The following is a 23,526-nucleotide window of genomic DNA, read 5'->3' on the forward strand; positions in this document are numbered from 1 at the left end:
GCCCCGCCCCGCGTCGTGGTACGGTGAGATCACAACGACGCGGGGTGGAGCAGCTCGGTAGCTCGCTGGGCTCATAACCCAGAGGTCGCAGGTTCAAATCCTGTCCCCGCTACTGAAGGAGAGGGCCCGGATCCATCAGGATCCGGGCCCTCTCCGCGTGTGTGCCCGTGCACCCGTCCACGTCGGTTTCCTTCGAAGACACCCGGGCGAAGTGCGTGCCGCGCGGCGCCAGTTGGGCCTCGACGTGTTTGACTTGTCTCTCTGTGGGCATGTCGACAAAACGCCGAAGTGACCTCTCAGGCTGCGGTATACCAGGTGTACGCGGGTTGCGGGTGGTGTGACGATGGGAAACATGGGGGACAGGGCAACGCTGTTGGAGACAGGGCGGTTCGAGCAGCCGCATGCCGGAAACGTGGCGGACGCGACGGCCTCCGCCGACTTCGCCGACCGGGTCGAGGGGCTGGGCGGTGAGCACGACGCCGAGGAGACCGCCGGCGCCGAGGCCCGCCACCGGGGTGCCGCCGACCGCGGTGACACCTCCTCCATGAGCGTGCTCGGTGCGCTGCTGCTCCGCAGGGGGGACCTGGACGGGGCCGAGCCCTATCTCCGTGCCGCGACCGCCGACGGTGACCGCGCCGCCGCCAACAACCTGGGCGTCCTGCTGCACCAGCGCGGCTATCCGGAGGAGGCGGCCGGCTGGTGGCGCATCGCGGCCGTCGCCGGTTCGGCCGCCGCGGCGCACGCGCTCGGGCGGCACTTCCGCGAGCGCGGCGACGAGCCGGCCGCCGAGTACTGGCTGCGCCAGTCCGCCGAGCAGGGCCACGCCCTCGGCGCCTACGCCCTCTCCGACCTGCTGGAGCACCGCGGCGAGGAGGGCGTCGAGCGCTGGCTGCGGACGGCCGCCGAGCAGGGCCACCGGGAGGCGGCCTACCGGCTGGCCCGCGCCCTGGAGGCGCGCGCGGCGGAAGGGGGACCCCGGACGGCGGGGACCGCCGCTCTCGCCGGCACCGTGCGCCATGCCCTCGCCGACCGGCCCGGGGCGGACCCCCGCAGCACGGCGCCGGACACCCGCACGGGCCGCAAGGACCCGGGCGGAGCCCTCGGCCGGGGACCGGCCCCTGACGGCTCGCCGGATCCTGCCGGGCGCGCCGACCCGTCGGTGTCCGGGCCGGAGCCCGCGGCCGCCGCGCGGGCCGCCGCGGCGCTCCTCGACGAGGCGGCCCAGTGGTACCGCCAGGCCGCCGCCCGCGGCCACCGGAGGGCGGCGCTCCACCTCGGCGTGATCCTGGAGCGCCGCGGCCGCCTGAAGGAGGCGGGCCGCTGGTACCTGACGGCGGCCAAGGACGGCGAGCCGCGGGCCGCCTGCGCCCTCGGTTTCCTCCTGCGCGACGCGGGGGACGAGGAGAGCGCCGCCGTGTGGTGGCTCCGCGCCGCGCAGGACGGGGACGGCAACGCCGCCAACGCCCTCGGCGCGCTGCATGCCGCCCGCGGCGAGGCGCAGACCGCGGAGCGCTGGTACCGCGCGGCCATGGACGCCGGGGACGTCAACGGCGCCTACAACCTGGGGCTGCTGTGCGCGTCCCAGGACCGGACGGCCCAGGCCGAGCAGTGGTACCGGCGCGCCGCCTACGCGGGCCACCGCGAGGCCGCCAACGCGCTGGCGGTGCTGCTCCTCCAGGCGGGCGACCACGTGGGCGCCGAGCCCTGGTTCTCCAAGGCGGCCGAGGCGGGCAGCGTGGACGCCGCGTTCAACCTGGGCATCCTGCACGCGGGCCGCGACGACGACCGCACCGCGCTCGACTGGTACGAGCGGGCCGCGGCGGCGGGCCACACCGAGGCCGCGCTCCAGGTCGGCATCGCCCGGCTGAAGGACGGCGACGAGCACGAGGCCGAGCGGCACCTGCGGTGTGCGGCGGGCGGCGGGAGTGCGGAGGCCGCGTTCCGGCTGGCCGCGCTGCTCGACGCCCGGCGCCCCCCGCCCGATGCCCCCGCGCTCGGTGAGCCCGTGGCGGCGAAGAGCGAGTGCGAGGAGTGGTACGAGCGCGCAGCCCGCCAGGGTCACCGCCGGGCGCAGGTGCGGGTGGGCATGCTCGCCGCCGCCCGGGGCGACGGGGCCGAGGCGGCCCGCTGGTACCGGGAGGCGGCCGAGGCGGGGAGCCGCAGCGGCGCCTTCAACCTCGGGCTGCTGCTGGCCCGCGAGGGCAGCGAGCGGGAGGCGTCCCTGTGGTGGACCCGTGCCGCCCGGGCGGGCCACGGCCGTGCGGCCCTGCGCCTGGCACTGCTGGCCGCGCGCCGGGGCGAGCTGGCCGAGGGGCAGCGCTGGTGCGCCAGGGCCGTGGAACTGGGGCCCGCCGAGGTGGCCGAGCGCGCCGGGAGGCTGCGCGAGGCCCTGCTGCAGGAGCTCACGGCCTGAGCCGGCCGGGGGCGCCCCAGGGCGCTCCGGGCCGGCCGGGACCCCGCCGAAGTGGCCTGTGCCACGGTGCCCGGAAGGGATTTGCTCTGGTCGTCGGCGTCCCGTAGGGTGGTGTTCACCGACGCGGGGTGGAGCAGCTCGGTAGCTCGCTGGGCTCATAACCCAGAGGTCGCAGGTTCAAATCCTGTCCCCGCTACTGAATCCGAAGGCCCGGATCCTCACCAGGATCCGGGCCTTCGGCATGTTCGCCCAAGGGCGGCCGTCCCCGGTGGTTCTCCCCGGGTTCCGCGGGCCGGGACGGCGGAAGACCCCGGCGGGGCCGGGGTCTTCGCGGGAGGAGCGACGCCTCCGATCGGGAAGCCGTAGCCCAGTGGAAATCGGGCATGGCGTGTCGAAGCGGGGCGCGGGCTGCTGGGTCGTGTCTGACGCATCCCGTCTGGCGAGCGACGCCCGGCACGCGCACTCGCTGCGCTGTCGGAGCCTTCCGCGTACGCCCGGTGCGAGGATGCCCCTCCGCCTTGCGATGGCACGCACCGGACGCCGGGCATCCCGCCCTGCGGGCGGACAGCGCCATGCGTCGGACGCGGCCCGGGTGTTCTGTCCTAGGCGGCGGCGCACCGGGGGCACACGCCCCGGTAGGTGACCTCGACATCGGAGACCGTGAAGCCGAAGCGTTCCGTCTCGGGGAGGTCGGCCAGCGGGTTCCCGGAGGGGTGGACGTCGCGGATGGCGCCGCAGCGCGCGCACACCAGGTGCTGGTGGGGGCGGTGGGCGTTGGGGTCGTAGCGCTTGGCGCGCCGGTCGGTGGCCACCTCCAGCACCTCGCCGAGGCTCACCAGCTCGCCCAGGGTGTTGTACACGGTGGCCCGCGAGATCTCGGGCAGGCGCTCGACGGCGCGTGCGTGGACCTCGTCGGCCGTCAGGTGCACATGGTCGCCGTCGAGGACCTCGGCCACGACACGCCGCTGGGCGGTCAGGCGCCAGCCGCGTCCGCGGAGTCGTTCCAACAGGTCACTCATGGGCACCAGCGTAACAGCGGGGGGCGAGATCCCGAACAGGTGTGACTTTGGATGTGCGCTTGACTTAGACAAAGTCCATCGTAGGATCGGCTTCAGTGCGCACCGGGGACAGGGCCGGGTGCACGACGACGGGCAACGAGGACGCAGGAGGCGCACGTGACGCAGGGACCGCTCACCACGGAGGCCGGGGCACCGGTGGCCGACAACCAGAACAGCGAGACCGCGGGCGTCGGCGGACCGGTGCTCGTCCAGGACCAGCTGCTGCTGGAGAAGCTCGCGCACTTCAACCGCGAGCGCATCCCGGAGCGCGTGGTCCACGCCCGGGGCGCCGGTGCCTACGGCACGTTCACCGTCACCGCCGACGTGACGCCCTACACCCGCGCCGCCTTCCTCTCCGAGGTGGGCAAGCAGACCGAGACCTTCCTGCGCTTCTCCACGGTCGCGGGGAACCTCGGTGCGGCCGACGCGGTGCGCGACCCGCGGGGCTTCGCGCTGAAGTTCTACACCGAGGAGGGCAACTACGACCTCGTCGGGAACAACACCCCGGTGTTCTTCATCAAGGACGCCATCAAGTTCCCCGACTTCATCCACACCCAGAAGCGCGACCCGTACACGGGCAGCCAGGAGGCGGACAACGTCTGGGACTTCTGGGGGCTGAGCCCCGAGTCCACCCACCAGGTGACCTGGCTCTTCGGTGACCGGGGCATCCCCGCCTCGTACCGCCACATGAACGGCTACGGCTCGCACACCTTCCAGTGGACCAACGAGGCCGGGGAGGTCTTCTGGGTCAAGTACCACTTCAAGACCGACCAGGGGATCAGGAACCTCACCCAGGGCGAGGCCGACCGGCTCGCCGGCGCGGACCCCGACTCCCACCAGCGCGACCTGCGCGAGGCCATCGAGCGCGGCGAGTTCCCGTCCTGGACGGTGCAGGTCCAGATCATGCCCGCGGCCGACGCGGCGGGCTACCGCTTCAATCCCTTCGACCTCACCAAGGTGTGGCCGCACGAGGACTACCCGCCGATCGAGATCGGACGGCTGGAGCTCAACCGCAACCCGGAGAACATCTTCGCCGAGGTCGAGCAGTCCGTCTTCAGCCCCGCGCACTTCGTCCCGGGCATCGGCCCCTCTCCCGACAAGATGCTCCAGGGCCGCCTGTTCGCCTACGGCGACGCCCACCGCTACCGCGTCGGCATCAACGCCGACCACCTGCCGGTGAACCGTCCGCACGCGACCGAGGCGCGCACCAACAGCCGCGACGGCTTCCTCTACGACGGCCGCCACAAGGGCGCGAAGAACTACGAGCCGAACAGCTTCGGAGGGCCGTTCCAGACCGACCGGCCGCTCTGGCAGCCCATCCCGGTCTCGGGCGTCACCGGCGACCACGCGGCCCCCGTGCACGCCGAGGACGACGACTTCGTCCAGGCGGGCGACCTCTACCGGCTGATGTCGGAGGACGAGAAGGGCCGCCTGGTCGAGAACCTGGCCGGCTTCATCGCCAAGGTCTCGCGCGAGGACATCGCCGAGCGCGCGATCGGCAACTTCCGTCAGGCCGACGGGGACTTCGGCAAGCGGCTGGAGGCCGCGGTCCAGGCGCTGCGCGGCTGACCCCGCCTGCCGAGGCCCCGCGGGCCGGACCCCTCCCGGGGTCCGGCCCGCGGCATGTCCGCGGCGGCCGCCGCCCCGCCCTCAGCCGGCGACGGTGCCCGCGTGGCGTCGGGCCGGCGCCCAGCAGCGGATGATGTCCCGCACGGAGACCACGCCGACGGGCTCTCCCCGGTCCATCACGACGAGATGGCGGAAGCCGCCGTGCGCCATGGCCTCGGCCGCGTCCTCCAGGGTCCAGGAGGGGGCGGCGAAGACCACCTCGGTCGTGGTGTGGGCGCCGGCGGTCTCCAGGTCGGGGCTCTGGCCCGCCCCGACGGCGTTGAGGATGTCGCGCTCGGTGAGGATGCCGAGGCCGGAGTCGCCGTCGAGGACGACGGCCGCACCGACGCGGCGCGCGGCCATCAGGCGGGCCGCCTGGCGCAGTGTGTGGGCGGGTCCGATGGTCAGGACCACCGTGCTCATGGCGTCACGGACGAGCATGGATTCGAGCCACCTCCTTCGCGGGCCGGTTCCTTCGAGAACCGGTTCACAAATTCACAAGTGGGGGGACTCCCAGAGTCGCAGCAGCGTCGCGAGGCGGCAAGAGGGCGCGCGAGGCCCGAGGACGGGGGCCCTTGCGGACGGGCGCCGCGAACAGCACGTCGAGCGCGGAGCGCCCGTTCCCTCCGGTCGCAGCGGTGCGGAGCGGACGGCGCCCCCGTCCGATCCGCCCCGGGGTCAGCCTCCGGCCCGGTCCGTCTCGTACGCCCACATCGCCACCTCGACGCGGTTGCGGGCACCGAGTTTGTCCATCAGGCGCGCGACATGGGTCTTGACCGTGCTGAGGCTGATGTGCAGCTCGGCGGCGATCTCGGCGTTGGTGCGCCCCCGGGCCACCGCGGCCAGGACACCCTCCTCGCGCGCGGTCAGCGCCTCGAACGGCTGCGCCGGGGGCCTTTCCGCCGCACCGGAGCGGGCGAACGCGGCGAGCAGCCGTGCCGTCACGCTCGGGGAGATCAGCGCGTCGCCGCGCGCGGCGGCATGCACGGCCTGCGCGAGCATCCCGGGGCCCGCGTCCTTGAGCAGGAAGCCGCGGGCGCCCGCCTTGAGGGCGGCGTGGACGTACTCGTCGAGGTCGAAGGTTGTGATCACCACGACCGCCGGGCAGTCGGTGCCGCCGTCCGCGGTGAGCCGCCGGGTCGCCTCGATGCCGTCGATGCCGGGCATCCGGATGTCGAAAAGGCACACGTCGGGGCGCAGGGACCTGGCGAGTTCGACGGCCCGGTGTCCGTCGGCGGCCTCGCCGACGACGGTGATGCCGGGCTGCGCCCCGAGGATCATGGTGAGCCCCGTCCGCACGATCTCCTGGTCGTCGGCGACCAGCACCCGCACGCTCACGATGCCGATCCGCTCCTCGGAAGCACGGCGGTCACGGTCCATCCGCGGCCGGGGTTCGGGCCGGCGCTGAGCGACCCCCCGAGCAGGTCGGCCCGCTCCGCCATCCCGAGCAGACCATAGCCGGGGCCGGCGCCCGAGCGGGGGTGGACGGTGTCGCCGTCGTCGCTCACGCGCACATGGACCGACCGCTCGTCCGCCGCGACCGACACGGCGATGCGCGAGGCGTGACGGGCGTGCCGTCGTGCGTTGGTGACCGACTCCTGCACGAGCCGGTACACCGCCGTGGAGAGCGCGGGGGCCAGACTGCCGACATCCCCGGTGATCTCGACATCGAGTGCAGGCCCCGCGGCGACCTGGGGAAGGGCGCCCAGATCGCCGACGAGCGGCGCGGGGGAGAGGTCCGCCCGCTCACCGCTGCGACGCAGCAGGCGGACCATGGAACGCATCTCCGCCAGGGTGCGCGAGGCCTCGGTCTCGATCACCCGCAGCGCCTTCCCGGCGGCCGCGGGGTCGGTCGCCGACACCGCGAGACCGGCCTGGGCCCGGATCACGATGGCCGACACATGGTGGGCGACCGTGTCGTGGAGATCGCGGGCCAACTGCTCGCGCTCGATCAGCCTGACCTGGTCGAGCTGCCGTACGCGGGCGTAGGCCCGGTACCGCACCGCCTCGCCCAGGGCCATCGACGCGAAGAGGATCGCGAACCCGGCGACCGCGTCGCCCGGGCCGGTGCTGGTGAGGGGGACGGAGAGCGCGGCCGGTACGAGCATCACCGGCAGTCCGGTGAGTGCCTGGCGCTTCGACCCCCAGCGGAACAGGGAGTAGGGGAGCAGCAGAACGAAGATCATGGTGTTGAGCGCCGGCGGCCTGCCGCCCATCACCAGCGCCCAGACCTGCGTCAGGAACAGCGTGCCGAACGCGATCACGACCGTGAGGAGCGGCCTGGCCCGCCGCAGCAGGAGTGTCGGGACGAGACCGGCGCCGACCAGCAGGGACAGAGTCCGCCACGGGACGTCCGGCCGGAGCAGCCCCTCCAGGACGGCGACGGGCAGGAGCACCGCGACCAGCGCCCGGTCACGCCAGCCCACGGGAGGCGGGCCCGGCGCACCGGGCTCGTCCCACAGGGCTCGTATGAGGTCTCGCACGCGGTCATCGTAGGCGCGGGCGCACCCCCGCGGATCAGCCGAAAGTACCGCGGAGACATCGTGCTTCCGGCGGCGGTTCCCGGCCCGTACGCCGAGGTGCGCGGGGTGGCCGGGCCGACACCATGGCGAACCCGGCGTGGACGACCCCGCGCCCGGTACACCCCGAACCACCAAGGAGCACTGACGTGTCGTCCCTGCTGTTCCGGCTCGGCCGGTTCGCGGCCCGGCGTCCATGGCGGGCCATCGGCGCCTGGATGCTGACCGCAGTCGTCGTCATCACCGCCTCGGCCATGGCCGGTCGCGATCTGGAGGACACCCTCGAGGCGCCGGGGCTCGACTCCCAGCGCGCCGTCGAGCTGCTGTCGGCGGCCGGTTCGAGCGACGCCGGTCTGACCGCACGGGTCACGGCCACACCGCGCGAGGCCTCGGAGACCTTCTTCGACAGCCCCGCCGCCCGCCGGGCGCTCGCGGAGGTCCGCGCCGAACTCGTCGCACTGCCCTCGGTCCTGGCGGCCACCGACCCGGTCGGCGGACTCGGCACCGGCGCCGCGGTCGCCCGGGGCGACGTCTCGCCCGACGGGCGGGTGGCGCTGGTGACGCTGCGGTACCCGGTGATCGAGCACCTCGACGCCGGGGACCTGGAGGACCTCCGGGGAGTCCTGGCGGCCCACCGGAACGACGACGCGGTCCGGATCGAGGCCGGCGGCGACCTGTTCATCTCCTTCGCGGAACCGGAGACCGGCACCGGTGAGGTGATCGGGCTGCTGGCCGCGGTGGTCATCCTCCTGGTCGCCTTCGGGTCGCTGATCGCGATGGGCCTGCCGATCGGCATGGCGCTCTTCGGCCTGGCCCTGGGCACGAGCGCCATGCCGCTCGTCACCCGTCTCGTCGAGATACCGAGCTTCGCACCCGTGATCGCGTCGATGGTGGGACTCGGCGTCGGCATCGACTACGCGCTGTTCATCGTCACCCGCCACCGCGAGCACCTGGCCGCCGGCATGGACGTCGGGGAGTCGGCCGGACGCGCGGTCGCGACCGCCGGCCGGGCCGTCGTCTTCGCGGGGGGCACCGTGGTCGTCTCCATCCTGGGTCTCGCCTTCGCCGGCATTCCCTTCATCACCGCGGCCGGCATCGCGATCGCCGCCGTGGTCCTCATCATGGTCGCCGCCTCGGTCACCCTGCTGCCCGCCTTCCTCGGACTGGCCGGACGGTCGATCGACCGGTTCGGTCTGCCCTGGCCCCGTGCCGGGCGCGGCGGACGGGGCCCCCGCTCGGGGCAGCGCTGGCACCGCTGGGGCACGCACGTGGCGCGTCACGCCGTGGCCTATTCCGTCGGCGGCACACTGCTGCTGGCCGCACTCGCCGCCCCCGTCCTGGCGCTCCGCCTGGGGTTCCCCGACGAGGGCACCCTGCCGGTGTCCCGGACGGAACGGCAGGCCTACGACCTGGTCGCCGAGGGGTTCGGTCCCGGGGCCAACGGCCCGCTCGCCATCGCGGTCGACCTCGCCGGCGACGCGTCGGTGGTCGAACCGCTGCACCGGGCCGTCGCCGCGGACCCGGGGATCGCCGCGGTGGCCCCGCCCCGGGTCGACACGGACGCGGACGTGGCCACCCTGATGGCCGTCGCCACCACCGCACCCCAGGACGACGCCACCCGGGCGACGGTGGAGCGGCTGCGCTCCGAGGTCTTCCCCCGGGTGCTCGGCCGCAGCGAGGCCCGTGCCCATGTCGGCGGGCAGACGGCGGCCTTCGCGGACCTCGGCGACCGGGTGAAGGACCGGCTGCTCCTGTTCGTGAGCGCGGTGGTCGTGCTGTCGTTCCTGCTGCTGACGGTCGTGTTCCGTTCGCTGCTGGTGCCGCTCAAGGCCGCGGTGCTCAACCTGCTGAGCATCGGCGCCGCCTACGGAGTGCTGGTGATGGTGTTCCAGTGGGGGTGGGGGGCCTCGCTGATCGGACTCGCGTCGCCGGTGCCGATCGTCTCGTTCATCCCGATGTTCATGTTCGCCATCGTCTTCGGCCTGTCGATGGACTACGAGGTGTTCCTGCTCTCCCGGGTGCGTGAGCACTACCTCGCGACCGGTGACAACGACGGCTCGGTGGTGCGCGGTCTCGCCGGAACGGCCCGGGTGATCACCTCCGCCGCGCTCATCATGGTGTCGGTCTTCCTCGGGTTCGTCCTCGGCGAGGATCCGACCACCAAGATGCTGGGCCTCGGCCTGGCGACCGCCATCGCCGTGGACGCGACGGTCGTGCGCATGGTGCTCGTCCCCGCCGCGATGAAGCTGCTGGGCGGGGCCTGCTGGTGGCTGCCGGGGTGGCTCGACCGCCTCCTGCCGTCCGTCGGCGTCGAGGGCGCCGTGCCCGGCGGCGCCGGGGGACCGGACGACGGCCACGGTCCGCAGGGCCGTGACGGCCGGGAGGACGGGGCACGTTCCCGGGAGCCCGTCGCAGGGGCGTGACGTGCCCCTTCCCGTCCGCCGGGGCTCCCGGTCGCTCGCCCTTCTGCCGCCGCAGGGGCGCGAGGGGCCGGGGGCTCCGGCGCGATCCGGCGGACGTCACGCGCAGGGCGGCAGGCGTCGGCCGGCCCCGTGCCGGACCGCGGCACCCGGCCCCGGGGGAGGGCGCAGCTCGTCCGCGGCCTCAGTAGCGCTGGTTCAGGTAGCCCAGCAACTCCCGGTGGAGCAGCCCGTTCGACGCCGCCGCGTTCCCGCTGTGCGGGCCCGGGGTGCCGTCGAGCCCCGTGTACGAGCCGCCCGCCTCCTGGACCACGATCGCGGGCGCGGCCATGTCCCAGAGCGACAGCTCCGGCTCGGCGCACAGGTCGACGGAGCCCTCGGCGACCATCATGTAGGACCAGAAGTCACCGTAGCCCCGGGTGCGCCAGCAGGCCCTGGTCAGGTCGAGGAACCCGTCCAGCCGGCCCTGCTCCTCCCATCCGGAGAGCGAGGAGTACGCGAAGGAGGCGTCGGCCATCCGCTCCACCTGGGAGACCCGCATCCGGGAGGCGGCCGTCAGACTGCGCCCGGTGTACGCCCCCGAGCCCTTCGCCGCCCACCAGCGGCGTCCCAGCGCCGGGGCCGACACCACGCCCACCACCGGCTGGAATCCGTTCTCCCCGGCCTCCATGAGCGAGATGAGCGTCGCCCAGACCGGCACGCCGCGCACGTAGTTCTTGGTCCCGTCGATCGGGTCCACCACCCAGCGGCGGGGGCCGGTGCCCTCGATGCCGTACTCCTCGCCGAGGACGGCGTCGCGCGGGCGGGCCCGCTGCAACTGCCCGCGGATCAGCTCCTCCGCCGCCCTGTCCGCCTCGCTGACCGGGGTCATGTCCGGCTTGGTCTCGACCTTGAGGTCCAGTGCCTTGAAGCGCTCGGAGGTGACGGCGTCGGCGGCGTCCGCGAGCACATGGGCGAGACGCAGGTCGTCGTGGTAGTCGGGCATGGCCTCCACCCTATCGGTGCGCTCCGGGCCCTCGGGCCGACGGCCGGGCCCGCGGGGGATGCCTCACTGGGAGGAGCCCGAGAGCTGGAGGCCGATCACACCCACGATCACCAGGGAGATCGAGACGATCTTCAACGTGGAGACCACGTCCCCCAGGAAGACCATGCCGTAGACCGCGGTGCCTGCCGCGCCGATCCCCGTCCACACCGCGTACGCGGGCCCCACGTCCAGCTTCTTCAGCGACAGGGTCAGCAGTCCGAAGCTGCCCAGCGCGAAGATCGCGAAGGCGACCGTCGGCCACAGCCGGGTGAAGCCGTGGGAGAGTTTGAGGCAGACCGCGAAACCCGTCTCGAGGAATCCGGCGACCACCACCAGCAGCCACGCCATCGTTCCTGGGCCTCCCACACGTCGCCGACCGGGTGTCCGACGTGGGCGATTATGCCCGTGTCTGTCCGCCGTACGGCGCCAACACGGTGGAGGGCGCCGACTCGGAGGGCCTCAGTCCCCCTCGCGTCGCTCCCGTGTCGACAGCAGGCGCCGCAGCGACTGCAGTCGGGCGGGGTCCGCGTGGCCCTCGGCCGCCCAGGCGTCGAGCGCGCAGTCGGGCTCGTCGTGCGAACAGGCGCGCGGGCAGCCCTCGGTGCCCGGCTCCAGGTCGGGGAAGGCGTGGATGACCCGCGAGGGGTCGACATGGTGCAGCCCGAACGAGCGCACCCCCGGGGTGTCGACGACCCAGCCGGCCGCCTCCCGGGCCCCGCCGGGGGCCGCGAGCGGCAGGGCGAGGGCCGAGGTGGTGGTGTGGCGGCCCCGGCCCGTCACCGCGTTGACGTGTCCGGTGGTCCGGCGGCGGTCCTCCGGCACCAGCGCGTTCACCAGGGTCGTCTTCCCCACCCCAGAGTGGCCGACGAAGGCGGTGGTGCGGCCCACCAGATGCTCGCGCACCCGGTCCGCCGCCAGGCCGTCCACGAACTCCTCCCGCGTGGTGACCACATACGGGACACCCAGCGCGCCGTACATCTCCAACAGGGCCTCCGGCCCGGCCAGATCGGACTTGGTCAGCACCAGCAGCGGCTCCAGCCCGCCGTCGTAGGCCGCGACCAGGCAGCGGTCGATCAGGCGCGGGCGGGGCTCGGGGTCGGCCAGCGCGGTCACGATCGCCAACTGGTCGGCGTTGGCGACGACCACCCGCTCGAAGGGGTCGTCGTCGTCGGCCGTACGGCGCAGCACGGAGGAGCGCGGCTCGATCCGCACGATCCGCGCGAGGGTGTCCTTCGCCCCCGACAGATCGCCGACGATGGCGACCCGGTCGCCGACGACGGCCGCCTTGCGGCCCAGCTCCCGCGCCTTCATCGCCACCACGGCGCGGTCCTCGACCAGGCAGGTCAGCCGCCCGCGGTCCACGGTGAGCACCATCCCCTCGGCGGCGTCCTCGTGCTTGGGGCGGATGCTGGTCCGGGGACGGTTGCCCTTGCGGTTGGGGCGCGAGCGGATGTCGTCCTCGTCGGTGTGCTTGCCGTAGCGGCGCATGGCGTCAGACCCCGAGCAGCCCGGCCCACATCTGCGGGAAGTCGGGCAAGGTCTTGGCGGTCGTGGCCACGTTCTCGACCTGCACGTCCTTCACCGCCAGGCCGATCACCGCACCCGCGGTCGCCATCCGGTGGTCGTCGTAGGTGTGGAACACTCCGCCGCGCAGGCGGCGGGGGCGGATGTGCAGGCCGTCCTCGGTCTCGGTGACATCGCCGCCGAGCCCGTTGATCTCCTTGGTCAGCGCCGCGAGCCGGTCGGTCTCGTGGAGGCGCAGATGCGCCACGCCGCGCAGCGTCGAGGGGGAGTCCGCGAGCGCGGCGACCGCCGCGATGCCGGGGGTCAGCTCGCCGACCTCGCCGAGATCGATGTCGATGCCGTGGATCCGGCCGCTGCCGGTGAAGACCAGCGCGGTGCCGTCGGGGGTGGTGGTCAGCTCGCAGGATCCGCCCATCTCGGTGAAGATCTGCCGCAGCGCGTCACCCGGCTGGGTGGTGCGCTCCGGCCAGTCCGGAATGGTGACCCGGCCGCCGGTGACCAGCGCCGCCGCCAGGAACGGCTGGGCGTTGGACAGGTCCGGCTCCACGGTCAGGTCCCGGCCCAGCAGCGCGCTGTGCGACACACGCCAGACGTCGGGCTCGCCCCCGGTCTCGGGCTCGTCGACCTGCGCACCCACGGCGCGCAGCATGTCCACGGTCATCCGGATGTGCGGCAGGGAGGGCAGTACGCCGCCGACGTGGCGCACCTCCACGCCCTGGTTGAAACGGGGCCCGGACAGCAGCAGCGCCGAGACGAACTGCGAGGAGGACGAGGCGTCGATCCGCACCGAGCCCCCCTCCAGCGCGCCGCCGCCGTGCACGGTCATCGGCAGCGTGCCCCGGTCGTCGTCGTCGATCCGGGCACCGAGCGCACGCAGGGCGGAGATCACCCCGCCGAGCGGCCGCTCGTAGGAGCGGGGGTCGCCGTCGAAGCGCACCGGGCCGTCGGCGAGCGTGGCGACCGGAGGCAGGAAGCGCATCACCGTGCCGGCGTTCCCGACGTCCACCGAGGCCGGGCCGTGCAGGCCGGAGGGGATGATCCGCCATGCCTCCCCGGAACCGCCGGTGGTCGTCGAGGAGACGGTCTCCTCGATGCCCACGCCCATGGCCTGGAGCGCCGCGGACATCAGCAGGGTGTCCCGGGAGCGCAGCGGTCGGCGCAGCCAGCCCGGCTCGGAGGCGAGCGCGGCGAGCACCAGCGCCCGGTTGGTGACCGACTTCGAGCCGGGCACGGTGATCTTCGCGTCGACGGGCCCGTCGGCGTAGGGGGCAGGCCACAGGGGGTGCACGGTCTCGGTCATGGCCTTCACTCTAGTGGTTCGGCGGGCCCCTCCCCGGGCCTCACAGGCCGAGCAGCCAACTCCCGCCGCCGATCAGCGCGCAGAACGCGACGAGGTGGAAGAAGGCCAGCCACACCAGCGGCGGCACATGGGTGAGCCGGGCGAGCTGGTCCGCGTCGGAGTCCGCGGCCCCGCCGTGCCGCCGCTTCGTCTGGAGCTCGAAGACCGGCCGCACACCGCCCAGGAGCATGAACCACACGGCGGTGTAGGCGAAGGCGGACTGCACGGCCGGTCCGGTGAGCCAGGACACGAGGAGGAAGGCCGCCCCCGTGAGGGTCACCGTGAGCACGCCGTAGGCGTTGCGGACCATCACCAGCAGCGCCGCCAGCAGGGCGGTGGCCGCCCACAGCATCAGGGTGACGTGGTCCGCGGCGAGCAGCCACGCCCCGCCGAGCCCGAGCAGCGGGGCCGCGGTGTAGCCGGCCGCCGCCGTGAGGACCATGCCCAGGCCGCCGGGCCTGCCCCGGCTGACGGTCAGGCCGCTGGTGTCCGAGTGCAGCCGGATGCCCTCCAGCCGGCGCCCGGTGAGCAGGGCCACGAGCCCGTGGCCGCCCTCGTGGGCGATGGTGACCGCGTTGCGCGCGAAGCGCCACAGCGGTGCGGGCAGCACGGCGGCCAGCGCCAGCACCCCTGTCGCGGCGACCAGCCAGAGCGAGGGCGCCTCCTGGGTACCGGTGAGACGGTCCCAGAGACCGTCCAGCTCCCCGGCGGCGATGTGTGTGGTGACCATTGCGCGGGCGGCTCCCTCGGACGGCGTATCGAAGTGGCAGTGTGGCACTTATGTGCGGACGTTATGCAGCCAGTCGCAGCCCCGAGGATCTGGTGGGGCTGTTCCAGGTCGAGAAGTGGGAGCCCGAGGAGGCGCTCGCACCCGACTGGAACGTGGCCCCCACCAAGGAGGTGCAGGCGATCCTCGAACGCCCTCTGAAGGACGCAGCCGAGCGGCGGCCGGTTCGCCAGATGCGCACCCTGCGCTGGGGACTGGTGCCCTCGTGGTCCACGTCCCCCGACGGGGCCGCCCGGATGATCAACGCCCGGGCCGAGACGCTGCACGAGAAGCCCTCGTTCCGCAGGGCCTTCGCGGCCCGCCGCTGCATCCTGCCCGCCGACGGCTACTACGAGTGGGTCACGGGCGCAGACGAGCGGGCGAAGGAGGTGGAGGGCAAGCGCAAGCGGCCGCGCAAGCAGCCCTACTTCGTCACCCCGGCCGACGGCTCGGTCTTCGCGATGGCGGGCATCTACGAGTTCTGGCGCGACCGCACGCTGCCCGACGGGCATCCGCGGGCGTGGTGGGCGACCTGCTCGGTGATCACCACCGAGGCGGAGACCGGGCCGCTGGGCGTCGCGCCGGCGGCAGGGCCCGCGACGCTCGCGGACATCCACCCCAGGATGCCGCTGATGCTGACCCCGGACCGCTGGGACGCCTGGCTGGACCCCGCACGCACGGAGCCCGGGGACCTCGCCGCACTCCTCGCACCGCCGCCGGAGGGCCTGATGCGCGCCTACCCGGTGCCCACCGCGGTCAGCAACGTGCGCAACAACGGGCCGGAGCTGCTGGAGGAGCTCTCCGGCCCCGAGGAGCCGGTCCTCTTCTGAGCCGCGCCGCCGCGCCGCCGCGCCGCCGCGCCGCCGCGCCGCCACGGCGCGGCGGACCGGCGGCCTCCCGGGGGAGGTGCTACCCGCCCCGGGGCACCGGCCGCGGCAGGGGCGCCCCCGCCCCCGCGCACGGCAGGATGGGGGCGTGAAGCGCACGGAGACGGTCGGGACGGAAGCGGGGGACGCCCGCGTCAGCTGGTACCCCGCGAAGGACGCGCGCCTGGTGCTGGCCCTGGGGCACGGCGCGGGCGGCGGCATCGAGGCGAGGGACCTCGCGGCGATCGCCGCCGAGCTGCCCGGTCACTCGGTCACCGTCGCCCTGGTCGAGCAGCCCTGGCGGGTCGCGGGCAGGAAGGTCGCCCCGGCGCCGAAGACGCTCGACACGGGCTGGCGCGGGGTCTGGCCGGTGCTCGCCGGGCCCGGGCTCCCGGTGGTCGCGGGCGGCCGCAGCGCGGGGGCGCGGGTGGCCTGCCGGACCGCCGCGGAGCTCGGCGCGGCCGCCGTCCTCGCCCTGGCCTTCCCGCTGCACCCGCCGGGCCGCCCGGAGCGCTCCCGGGCCGGGGAACTCCTCGGCGGCGGGGTGCCGCTCCTCGTGGTGCAGGGCGGCCGGGACCCCTTCGGCAGGCCGGGGGAGTTCCCCGAAGGGCCGTACAGCCTGGTGGAGGTCCCGGACGCGGACCACGGATTCGCCGTCCCCAAGCGCTCCGCCGTGACCCAGGTGGAGGCACTGCGCGCCGTCACCGGCGCCGTGGCCGCGTGGACCGCCGGGCTGTGAGACGCATCGCACCGGCTGCGCGCGCCCACCGCGGCGGGGCCCGTCCGCCGGCCGTGTGCCGCCGCGCACCGGGGCGGGAATGCGGCGCCGCCCCGCGCTGTTGAGCGGGGTGTCAGTGACGAGCATGGAGTAGGGAGTCCACCGCATGGGTACGACCTTCTGCCCGGCAGGCAGGCGCGCCGACGGTCTGGAGTGGACGGTGCTGCCGCAGGGCACGAGCGGTCCGACCGCCGCGGTGGCAGGCCGCAATCAGCAGGCACCCGCGGACCAAGGTCGACTATTCTCCGATTCGAGCGGGTCCGGTCTCGGCTCCGCCAGGGCGTTGGAGGAGGTGGGTCCGGTCACTGGGACCGACGCAGGGACCGACGAGGGCGGCGCGCCGCGGGCCCGGGAGACGGCCGGCGAGCGCAACGCGCGGTTCGAGCGCGATGCCCTCGGGTACCTCGACCAGATGTACTCCGCCGCACTGCGGATGACCCGCAACCCGGCGGACGCGGAGGACCTCGTGCAGGAGACGTACGCCAAGGCGTACGGCTCGTTCCACCAGTTCCGCGAGGGGACCAACCTCAAGGCGTGGCTGTACCGCATCCTCACCAACACGTTCATCAACTCCTACCGCAAGAAGCAGCGCGAGCCCCAGCGCAGCGCCGCGGAGGAGATCGAGGACTGGCAGCTGGCCCGTGCCGAGTCGCACATGTCGACCGGTCTGCGCTCCGCCGAGTCCCAGGCCATGGACCACCTCCCGGACTCGGACGTCAAGGAGGCCCTGCAGGCGATCCCGGAGGAGTTCCGGATCGCGGTCTATCTGGCCGACGTCGAGGGGTTTGCGTACAAGGAGATCGCGGACATCATGGGGACACCCATCGGTACGGTGATGTCCCGCCTGCACCGCGGTCGCCGCCAGCTGCGCGGCATGCTGGAGGACTACGCCCGCGAGCGCGGGCTCGTCCCGGCCGGTGCGGGGGAGTCGAACGACGCGAAAGGCTCGGGCTCATGAGCTGCGGAGAGCCGCATGAGACGGACTGCTCTGAGGTCCTGGACCACCTCTACGAGTTCCTCGACCACGAGATGCCCGACAGTGACTGCACCAAGTTCGAGGTGCACTTCGAGGAGTGCTCCCCGTGCCTGGAGAAGTACGGCCTGGAGCAGGCGGTGAAGAAGCTGGTCAAGCGCTGCTGCGGCCAGGACGACGTCCCCGCCGACCTGCGGGCCAAGGTGATGGGCCGCATCGACCTGATCCGCTCCGGCCAGGCCGTGCCCGACCAGGACGTCGCCACCGCCCAGGAGTGACCGCGGCCCCGCCGGCCCTGCCCCCGGGGGCCGCGCAACCGGGCACGGCGGCTCCGGGGGAGCACCACCGGGGCGCCCCGTGCCGCGTACGCGCCGGTATCACCCGTACGGGCCCCATGCCCCCGCTCGCGCACCCCCGCGCCCCATGCGCCGCCTAGGGTCGGTCACGTCATCCCCGGCGGGTCCACGAAGACGCCCACGGCTCCCCGCCGCGTCGGGCGCACCGGGTACGGGGACGCCCCCACCGCCCGGTGCACCTCGTGCGACGCCGCGCGCCGATCCACCCGGGATGACGCCATCCCGTGGTGCGGCGCCGGAAGTCGAGGAGGGCGTGGGGGCAGTGACGGCCATTCCGAAGGCGGCGCGTGCCGTCGTCACCGGTGCCGTCCTGGCCGCCGGGGCCTGTGCGGCACCGGCGGCCGGGGACCCGGCGGTGCCCTGGGCGGCGGTCGGGCTGCTCGCGGCGGTCCACGCCCTGTGCGAGCTGCCCTCCCGCGGTACCGCTGCGGGCCGCTTCCCACCCGTCGGAGCGGGCTCCTTCTTCCCCGTGCTGCTGGCCGCCGCCTTTCTGCTGCCCCCGCCCGCCGCGGTGCTGGTCGCCGCCCCTGGCTCCCTGGTGGGGGGCGCCGAGGAGCCCGGCCCCCGGCTGCGGCGCGCGTGGCGCGCGGCCCGTCTGGGGCTGGCCACCGGTGCGGCCGCGGCGGTGTACGGGCGGCTGCGCCCCGGGCCCGAACGCTCCCTCGGCGCCGCGGACTTCCCCTGGGTGCTGGCCCCCGCGCTCGCCGCGGCGCTCGCCTTCTGCCTCGTGGCCGCGGTGCTGGACGCCGTGGTACGGGCCGCCGCCGAGCGCGTGCCGCACGGCGCCCGGCGCCCGCTCCTGCCCTCGCCCGCCCCCCACTGCGTCCACGGACTGGCCGGACTGACGATGGCCGTGCTGTGGAAGAGCCCCTACGGGGCACCGGCGGCGCTGATGGTGCTGCCGCCCGTGTACCTCTCCTGCCGGACCTTCGCCCGGTACCACCGCGAGCGCGCCGCGCACCAGGCGACCGTCCGCGCCCTGGTGCAGGCGGTGGACCTCAAGGACCCGTACACCCGGGGGCACGGCGAGCGGGTCGGCCGGGCCTCGGTGCTGATCGCCAGGGAGCTGGGGCTCGGGGAGGACCGGCTGGAGACCGTCCGGCTCGCCGGGACCCTCCACGACATCGGCAAGCTCGGCGTCCCGACCCGGGTGCTGCGCAAGGACGGCCCCCTGACGCCCGCGGAGCGCAGGACCGTCGAGCTGCATCCGGAGTACGGGCACGAGATCGTGCGGGGCATCGGCTTCCTCGGCGAGGCGAGGGAGGCGATCCTGCACCACCACGAGCGGCTGGACGGCACGGGGTACCCCTACGGACTCGCCGGCGAGGCGATCCCGGAGGCGGCCCGGGTGGTGGCCGTCGCCGACGCCTTCGACGCCATGACCTCCACCCGCTCCTACCGCCGGGCCCGCCCCGTGGGGGAGGCCCTGGAGGAGCTGGGGCGCTGTGCGGGGACCCAGTTCGACCCGCGGATGGTCCGGGCGCTGACCCGGGCCGTGCAGCGGGAGGGCTGGCAGACGGCCGTGACCTCGGACGAGGCGGTGCCGCCCGCCGCCCGCCCCGGCCCGCGCGGGGTGCCGGCCGGATGACCGCCCGTGCCGGGGACGGCCGTGGGGCCCGGCGCCCCGCGGCGGTGGTCCCCCTGGTCCGCGCGGCGGCGCTGTGCACCGCCGTCCTGGCGCTGCTGTGGACGGCCCGCCACGGGCCGGCCGCGCCGGGGACCGCTCTGGCCTTCGGGCTCCTCACGGCCGCCGGGGAGCTCGCCCGCCGGCCGGCGGGCTCCGGGGCCCCGTACCCGCTGCACGAGCCACTCGGCCGGGAGCCCGCCCCGCTGGGGGCGGCCGGGGCGCTCGCCTACGCGCTGCTGGCCGGGAGCACCGGGGAGAGCGCCGCCCGCGGGACCCTCCAGGCCGTGGCCGTCGTGCTGGCCGCGGTCCTGGTGGGCGCCGTGCCGCAGGCGGCCCGCGGGGAGCCCGGGGTGCTGGACCACGCGGCGCGCCGGGTGCTGACGACGGCCTTCGCGGGCGTCTGCTGCGCGGCGCTCCCCACCGCCGGGGAGTTCGTGCGCACGCTCGGGCACGGTCCGGCTCCCGCGCTGCCGGTCCTTCTCATGGCGGGGCTCACGGTGCTGTGCGACGCCGTGCTGGCCGCCGCGCTCCTGCGGGCGCGGGCCGGGGGCCCGTACGCGCCGGTCCTGCGCGAGGAGCTGCGCGCCCTCGGGGGGACCGGTGCCGCGGTCGGTGCCGCGGCCGCCGTCCTGGCGCTCGCCACCGGGGCGGCCGGGCTGTGGGCGCTGCCGGTGTTCTGCCTGCCGCTGCTGGGGACCCGGCTCTCCTTCCGCCGCTGCGCGGCCGCACGCACCACCTACCGGCAGACCGTCGCCTCGCTGGCCCGGGCGACCGAGATCGGCGGCCACACCCCGGCCGGCCACGCCCGCCGGGTCGCCGAACTCAGCCTGGCCGTCGGCCGGGAGCTCCGTCTGCCCGGGCATGAACTCGCCGCGCTGGAGTACGCCGCGCTGATGCACGACATCGGGCAGCTGTCGCTGGTCGACCCGGTGCCGGGAGGGGCCACCGTCCTGCTCCCGCACGACGAGCAGCGCCGGATAGCACTGCTCGGCGGAGCGGTGGTGCGCCGCACCGGGGTTCCCGCGGAGGTGGCGGCCGTGGTGGAGCAGCAGGCCGACCCCTACCGGGAGCAGTGCCCGGCCGCCAGGATCGTGCGCGCCGCCAACGCATACGAGGACCTCTCCCGGGGAAGCGGAGGCAGTGCGGACGGGGCACTCGCCGCTCTGGAGCAGTTGCGCCTGGGAACCGGGCGGGACTTCGCCCCGGAGGTGGTGGAGAGCCTGGTCCGGGTCCTGTGCGAGGCGGCCGGGGCGGGGGGAAGGCGCTGAGTCCGCGCCCCGCACCGCGGCGGCCGGGGTCCGCGGACCGGGGCCGCGCACCGGGTGGGGCCCGGTCCCGCTCCGGGGCCACCGGGGTAACCCACGGGTAATGAGCGAGGCCCCGACCGGGCATGGTTGGATGCGAAAGAAGGCACTGGCAGCAGGCGCACACAGGCATGCGTCCGGGGGCACTGGCCCGAGCGACCGGCAGGCGGGAATCGTGAGGATCTTCGGGAAGGTACGGCATCGGCCCTCCGCCTCGTGGCGGCAGGCCACCGACCGCGCGTTCACGCTGATCGGCGACGGCCGGTACGAGGACGCGGGCGCCCTGCTGACGAAGGCGGCGGACCTGGAGCCCTGGCTCTCGGAGTCCTGGTTCAACCTGGCGCTGCTGCACAAGTTCCGCCACGACTGGGAGCAGGCGCGCGCCGCCGGTCTGCGGGCGGTGGCCCTGCTGGACAAGGAGTCGGGCGCCCCCGACTGGTGGAACGTCGGCATCGCGGCGACCGCGCTCCAGGACTGGCCGCTCGCCCGCCGCGCGTGGCAGGCGTACGGGCTGAAGGTCCCGGGTGTCCCCTCGCGTTCCCCGGGCGGCGGCAACCCGGCCGCGGCCGGCGGTGCGCCGGTCGGCATGGACCTCGGCAGCGCCGCGGTGCGGCTGTCGCCCGAGGGCGAGGCCGAGGTGGTGTGGGGCCGCAGGCTGGACCCGGCCCGTATCGAGGTGCTGTCCATCCCGCTGCCGTCCTCGGGGCGCCGCTGGGGCGAGGTCGTCCTGCACGACGGGGTGCCCAACGGCGAGCGCACGACCAGTGCGGGCCCCTCCTATCCCGTCTTCGACGAGATCGAGCTGTGGGCTCCCTCACCCGTGCCCACCTGGGTGGTGCTGCTGGAGGCGGCCACCGAGGCGGACCGGGACGCGCTGGAGAAGCTGGCCGCCGACGCGGGCTTCGCCGCGGAGGACTGGTCCTCCTCGGTGCGGCTGCTGTGCCGGTCCTGCTCCGAGGGGCGGATGCCGAGCGCGGAGGGTGAGGGCGAGCACCTGGACCCGCACGACCACAGCGAGCCGGGGCACCCCGGGCCGCTGGGCCACCGCACGGCGGGGGAGCTGTGGTCCCCGGAGCGGGAGTGCGGGATAGCGGCGCCCGCGGGCCTGGTGCGGGGGCTGCTGGACGGCTGGGTGGCCGACAGTGCGGACACCCGCGCATGGCGGGATCTCGAGGAAGTCTGCTGACGCCTGCCCGTAGGCTGTACCGACACAGCGTGACCGGCACGGGCCGGGAAGCGCGTCGGGCATCGGGTACATCGAGTACTCCCGCAGCGGAGAAGGGCGTACGGCTGACATGGCGTCGCAGCAGGGGACGGACCAGAGGGTCGACGAAGAGGGCTTCGTCGTGGACACGGAGGACTGCGAGGAGCGTGAGCTCGCCCACCGCGAGCGCGGCACCTCGCGTCCGATCACGGTCGTGGGCAACCCGGTCCTCCACAAGGAGTGCAAGGACGTCACCGGCTTCGACGACTCGCTCGCCGCGCTCGTCGACGACATGTTCGCCAGCCAGCGGACCGCGGAGGGCGTGGGGCTCGCGGCCAACCAGATCGGCGTCGACCTGAAGGTCTTCGTCTACGACTGCCCCGACGACGAGGGCGTGCGCCACGTCGGCGCGGTGTGCAACCCGGTGCTGGAGGAGCTGCCTGCGGAGGAGCGGCGGCTGGACGACTCCAACGAGGGCTGCCTGTCGGTGCCGACGGCCTACGCCTCGCTCGCCCGTCCCGACTACGCGGTGGTCCGCGGCCAGGACCTGCGGGGCAACCCGATCAAGGTCCGGGGCACCGGCTACTTCGCCCGCTGCCTGCAGCACGAGACCGACCACCTGTACGGGTACCTGTACATCGACCGGCTCTCCAAGCGGGAGCGCAAGGACGCCCTGAAGCAGATGGCGGAGGGGACCCCGCGCTACCCGGTCGTGGCGAACGACTGACCGCTCCCCGGGCGGGGCCACCCACGGCGGGCGGCCCCGCCCGCGCGTCGCCCGGGTGTCGTCGGGCGGACAACCGGCGCTTTCCCGGGGGCTGTTGACGCGCGTCGACCGTCACGCCAGTCTCGTCGGTACACCGACTTCACGGCAGGGAGACGCCATGCTGAGACGTACGGCACGCCTTCTGCTCTCTATTGTCATGCTCACGGCTGTCGGCTTCGCCGGTACGGCGGCCACCGCCGGGACGGCCAGGGCCGACAGCTGCTACACCTGGCCGCGCACGCTCTCCCAGGGCGCCTCCGGCTCCGACGTCGCCCAGCTCCAGATCCGGGTCGCCGGGTACCCGGGGACCGGCGCCGTCCTCGCGATCGACGGCTCCTACGGGCCCGCCACCGCCGCAGCCGTCCGGCGCTTCCAGGCCGCCTACGGCCTCGCCGCCGACGGCGTCGCCGGCCCGGCCACCTTCGGCAGGATCTACCAGCTCCAGGACGGCGACTGCACCCCGGCGCACTTCAGCTACGCGGAGCTGAACCGCTGCAACTCCACCTGGTCGGGCGGTGCGGTCAGCGCCGCGACGGCCAGGTCCAACGCCCTGCGCACCATGTGGAAACTGGAGGCCCTGCGCCACGCCCTCGGCGACCAGCCGATCCGGGTGACCAGCGGTTTCCGCTCCAAGAGCTGCAACAGCGCGGTGGGCGGGGCCTCCAACAGCCGCCATCTGTACGGCGACGCCGCCGACCTCGGCTCCGGGCCCCACTCGCTGTGCACCCTCGCCCGGGCGGCGCGCAACCACGGCTTCAACGGCATCCTCGGCCCGGGCTACCCCGGCCACGGCGACCACACCCATCTCGACCACCGCGCGTCCCGCTACTGGTCCGCCTCCGCCTGCGGCATCTGACCGGGCCGCGGAGCCTCCTCCCGACGCACCGCGGCGGGGGGGGGGGGGCCCCCCCCGGGGGGGGGGGGGCCCCGGGGGGGGGGGGGCCCCGGGGGGGGGGGGGGGGCGGCGGCCGCCGAAGACAG

At 74.6% G+C, this 23,526-nt stretch carries 21 protein-coding genes and 2 tRNA genes; 14 read left to right on the forward strand and 9 right to left on the reverse strand.

The genetic code is table 11. The features are described 5' to 3' along the window. The first annotated feature begins 38 nt into the window (after positions 1-38). From ACGF15_RS27765 to ACGF15_RS27775, 3 genes are all read left to right on the forward strand, one after another. Positions 39-112: transfer RNA gene (locus ACGF15_RS27765), tRNA-Met, on the forward strand. 231 nt (positions 113-343) lie between these two features. Beyond that, the gene (locus ACGF15_RS27770) at positions 344-2,413 is read left to right on the forward strand and encodes a tetratricopeptide repeat protein (RefSeq protein WP_392802897.1); all 2,070 of its coding nucleotides are present in this window, start codon (positions 344-346) and stop codon (positions 2,411-2,413) included. A gap of 122 nt (positions 2,414-2,535) precedes the next feature. Then, a tRNA-Met gene (locus ACGF15_RS27775) sits at positions 2,536-2,609 on the forward strand. A 406-nt stretch (positions 2,610-3,015) separates the two neighbouring features. Here the strand turns inward: ACGF15_RS27775 and ACGF15_RS27780 are convergent. Then, entirely contained in the window at positions 3,016-3,432 is a 417-nt protein-coding gene (locus ACGF15_RS27780) for a Fur family transcriptional regulator (RefSeq protein ID WP_256524625.1), read from the reverse strand. 156 nt (positions 3,433-3,588) lie between these two features. Here ACGF15_RS27780 and ACGF15_RS27785 point away from each other — a divergent pair, with 156 nt between their 5' ends. Next, the gene (locus ACGF15_RS27785; protein ID WP_362740872.1) at positions 3,589-5,040 is read left to right on the forward strand and encodes a catalase; all 1,452 of its coding nucleotides are present in this window, start codon (positions 3,589-3,591) and stop codon (positions 5,038-5,040) included. Positions 5,041-5,121: 81 nt separating this feature from the next. On the opposite strand, the gene ACGF15_RS27790 is transcribed toward ACGF15_RS27785, so the two are convergent. From ACGF15_RS27790 to ACGF15_RS27800, 3 genes are all read right to left on the reverse strand, one after another. Continuing rightward, the gene (locus ACGF15_RS27790) at positions 5,122-5,520 is read right to left on the reverse strand and encodes a CBS domain-containing protein (protein ID WP_345612889.1); all 399 of its coding nucleotides are present in this window, start codon (positions 5,518-5,520) and stop codon (positions 5,122-5,124) included. 237 nt (positions 5,521-5,757) lie between these two features. After that, positions 5,758-6,417 (reverse strand): response regulator transcription factor, encoded by a 660-nt coding sequence (locus tag ACGF15_RS27795; protein WP_345612891.1) that lies wholly within the window; start codon positions 6,415-6,417, stop codon positions 5,758-5,760. Continuing rightward, positions 6,414-7,562, reverse strand: a complete 1,149-nt coding sequence (locus ACGF15_RS27800; protein ID WP_345612893.1) for a histidine kinase — start codon at positions 7,560-7,562, stop codon at positions 6,414-6,416. The genes ACGF15_RS27795 and ACGF15_RS27800 overlap by 4 nt, the downstream gene beginning before the upstream one ends. Positions 7,563-7,747: 185 nt before the next feature. On the opposite strand from ACGF15_RS27800, the gene ACGF15_RS27805 reads away from it, so the two are divergent. Beyond that, on the forward strand, positions 7,748-10,021 hold the full coding sequence (locus ACGF15_RS27805; RefSeq protein WP_362614976.1) for an MMPL family transporter: 2,274 nt from the start codon (positions 7,748-7,750) through the stop codon (positions 10,019-10,021). A 181-nt stretch (positions 10,022-10,202) separates the two neighbouring features. On the opposite strand, the gene hisN is transcribed toward ACGF15_RS27805, so the two are convergent. From hisN to ACGF15_RS27830, 5 genes are all read right to left on the reverse strand, one after another. Further along, the gene (gene hisN, locus ACGF15_RS27810; RefSeq protein WP_345612897.1) at positions 10,203-11,003 is read right to left on the reverse strand and encodes a histidinol-phosphatase; all 801 of its coding nucleotides are present in this window, start codon (positions 11,001-11,003) and stop codon (positions 10,203-10,205) included. 63 nt (positions 11,004-11,066) lie between these two features. Beyond that, a complete protein-coding gene (locus ACGF15_RS27815) occupies positions 11,067-11,390 on the reverse strand; it encodes a multidrug efflux SMR transporter (protein ID WP_345612899.1) in 324 nt (107 codons plus the stop codon). 111 nt (positions 11,391-11,501) lie between these two features. After that, positions 11,502-12,530 carry a ribosome small subunit-dependent GTPase A gene (rsgA, locus tag ACGF15_RS27820; protein ID WP_256524617.1) on the reverse strand — a complete coding sequence of 343 codons (1,029 nt, stop codon included), beginning with the start codon at positions 12,528-12,530 and terminating at the stop codon, positions 11,502-11,504. A 4-nt stretch (positions 12,531-12,534) separates the two neighbouring features. After that, complete coding sequence (aroA, locus tag ACGF15_RS27825) at positions 12,535-13,866, reverse strand: 3-phosphoshikimate 1-carboxyvinyltransferase (RefSeq protein ID WP_345612902.1); 1,332 nt, start codon at positions 13,864-13,866, stop codon at positions 12,535-12,537. A gap of 40 nt (positions 13,867-13,906) precedes the next feature. Further along, complete coding sequence (locus ACGF15_RS27830) at positions 13,907-14,635, reverse strand: M50 family metallopeptidase (RefSeq protein WP_376428209.1); 729 nt, start codon at positions 14,633-14,635, stop codon at positions 13,907-13,909. A 50-nt stretch (positions 14,636-14,685) separates the two neighbouring features. Here ACGF15_RS27830 and ACGF15_RS27835 point away from each other — a divergent pair, with 50 nt between their 5' ends. The 9 genes from ACGF15_RS27835 to ACGF15_RS27875 all read left to right on the forward strand — a co-directional run bounded on the left by ACGF15_RS27835 (position 14,686) and on the right by ACGF15_RS27875 (position 23,401). Next, positions 14,686-15,501, forward strand: coding sequence for an SOS response-associated peptidase (locus tag ACGF15_RS27835; RefSeq protein WP_392802908.1), 816 nt, complete (start codon positions 14,686-14,688; stop codon positions 15,499-15,501). A gap of 145 nt (positions 15,502-15,646) precedes the next feature. After that, on the forward strand, positions 15,647-16,276 hold the full coding sequence (locus tag ACGF15_RS27840; protein WP_392802911.1) for an alpha/beta family hydrolase: 630 nt from the start codon (positions 15,647-15,649) through the stop codon (positions 16,274-16,276). A gap of 331 nt (positions 16,277-16,607) precedes the next feature. Continuing rightward, a complete protein-coding gene (locus tag ACGF15_RS27845; protein ID WP_345613259.1) occupies positions 16,608-17,273 on the forward strand; it encodes a sigma-70 family RNA polymerase sigma factor in 666 nt (221 codons plus the stop codon). Continuing rightward, positions 17,270-17,566 (forward strand): mycothiol system anti-sigma-R factor, encoded by a 297-nt coding sequence (gene rsrA / locus ACGF15_RS27850; protein WP_187742314.1) that lies wholly within the window; start codon positions 17,270-17,272, stop codon positions 17,564-17,566. Before ACGF15_RS27845 ends, rsrA begins: the two co-directional genes overlap by 4 nt. 340 nt (positions 17,567-17,906) lie before the next feature. Continuing rightward, positions 17,907-19,232: an HD-GYP domain-containing protein gene (locus tag ACGF15_RS27855; protein WP_362615412.1), complete on the forward strand. Its 1,326-nt coding sequence runs from the start codon at positions 17,907-17,909 to the stop codon at positions 19,230-19,232. Next, positions 19,229-20,539 (forward strand): HD-GYP domain-containing protein, encoded by a 1,311-nt coding sequence (locus ACGF15_RS27860; RefSeq protein WP_392802915.1) that lies wholly within the window; start codon positions 19,229-19,231, stop codon positions 20,537-20,539. The genes ACGF15_RS27855 and ACGF15_RS27860 overlap by 4 nt, the downstream gene beginning before the upstream one ends. Positions 20,540-20,750: 211 nt before the next feature. Next, positions 20,751-21,761 carry a hypothetical protein gene (locus tag ACGF15_RS27865; protein WP_345612914.1) on the forward strand — a complete coding sequence of 337 codons (1,011 nt, stop codon included), beginning with the start codon at positions 20,751-20,753 and terminating at the stop codon, positions 21,759-21,761. 109 nt (positions 21,762-21,870) lie between these two features. Then, positions 21,871-22,506, forward strand: a complete 636-nt coding sequence (gene def / locus ACGF15_RS27870; RefSeq protein WP_345612917.1) for a peptide deformylase — start codon at positions 21,871-21,873, stop codon at positions 22,504-22,506. Between the two features lie 157 nt (positions 22,507-22,663). Next, the gene (locus tag ACGF15_RS27875) at positions 22,664-23,401 is read left to right on the forward strand and encodes a D-Ala-D-Ala carboxypeptidase family metallohydrolase (RefSeq protein WP_362615409.1); all 738 of its coding nucleotides are present in this window, start codon (positions 22,664-22,666) and stop codon (positions 23,399-23,401) included. The last annotated feature ends 125 nt before the right edge of the window (positions 23,402-23,526 follow it).

It is taken from the genome of Streptomyces sp. NPDC048001, from assembly GCF_043203115.1.
GTDB lineage: Bacteria > Actinomycetota > Actinomycetes > Streptomycetales > Streptomycetaceae > Streptomyces > Streptomyces sanyensis.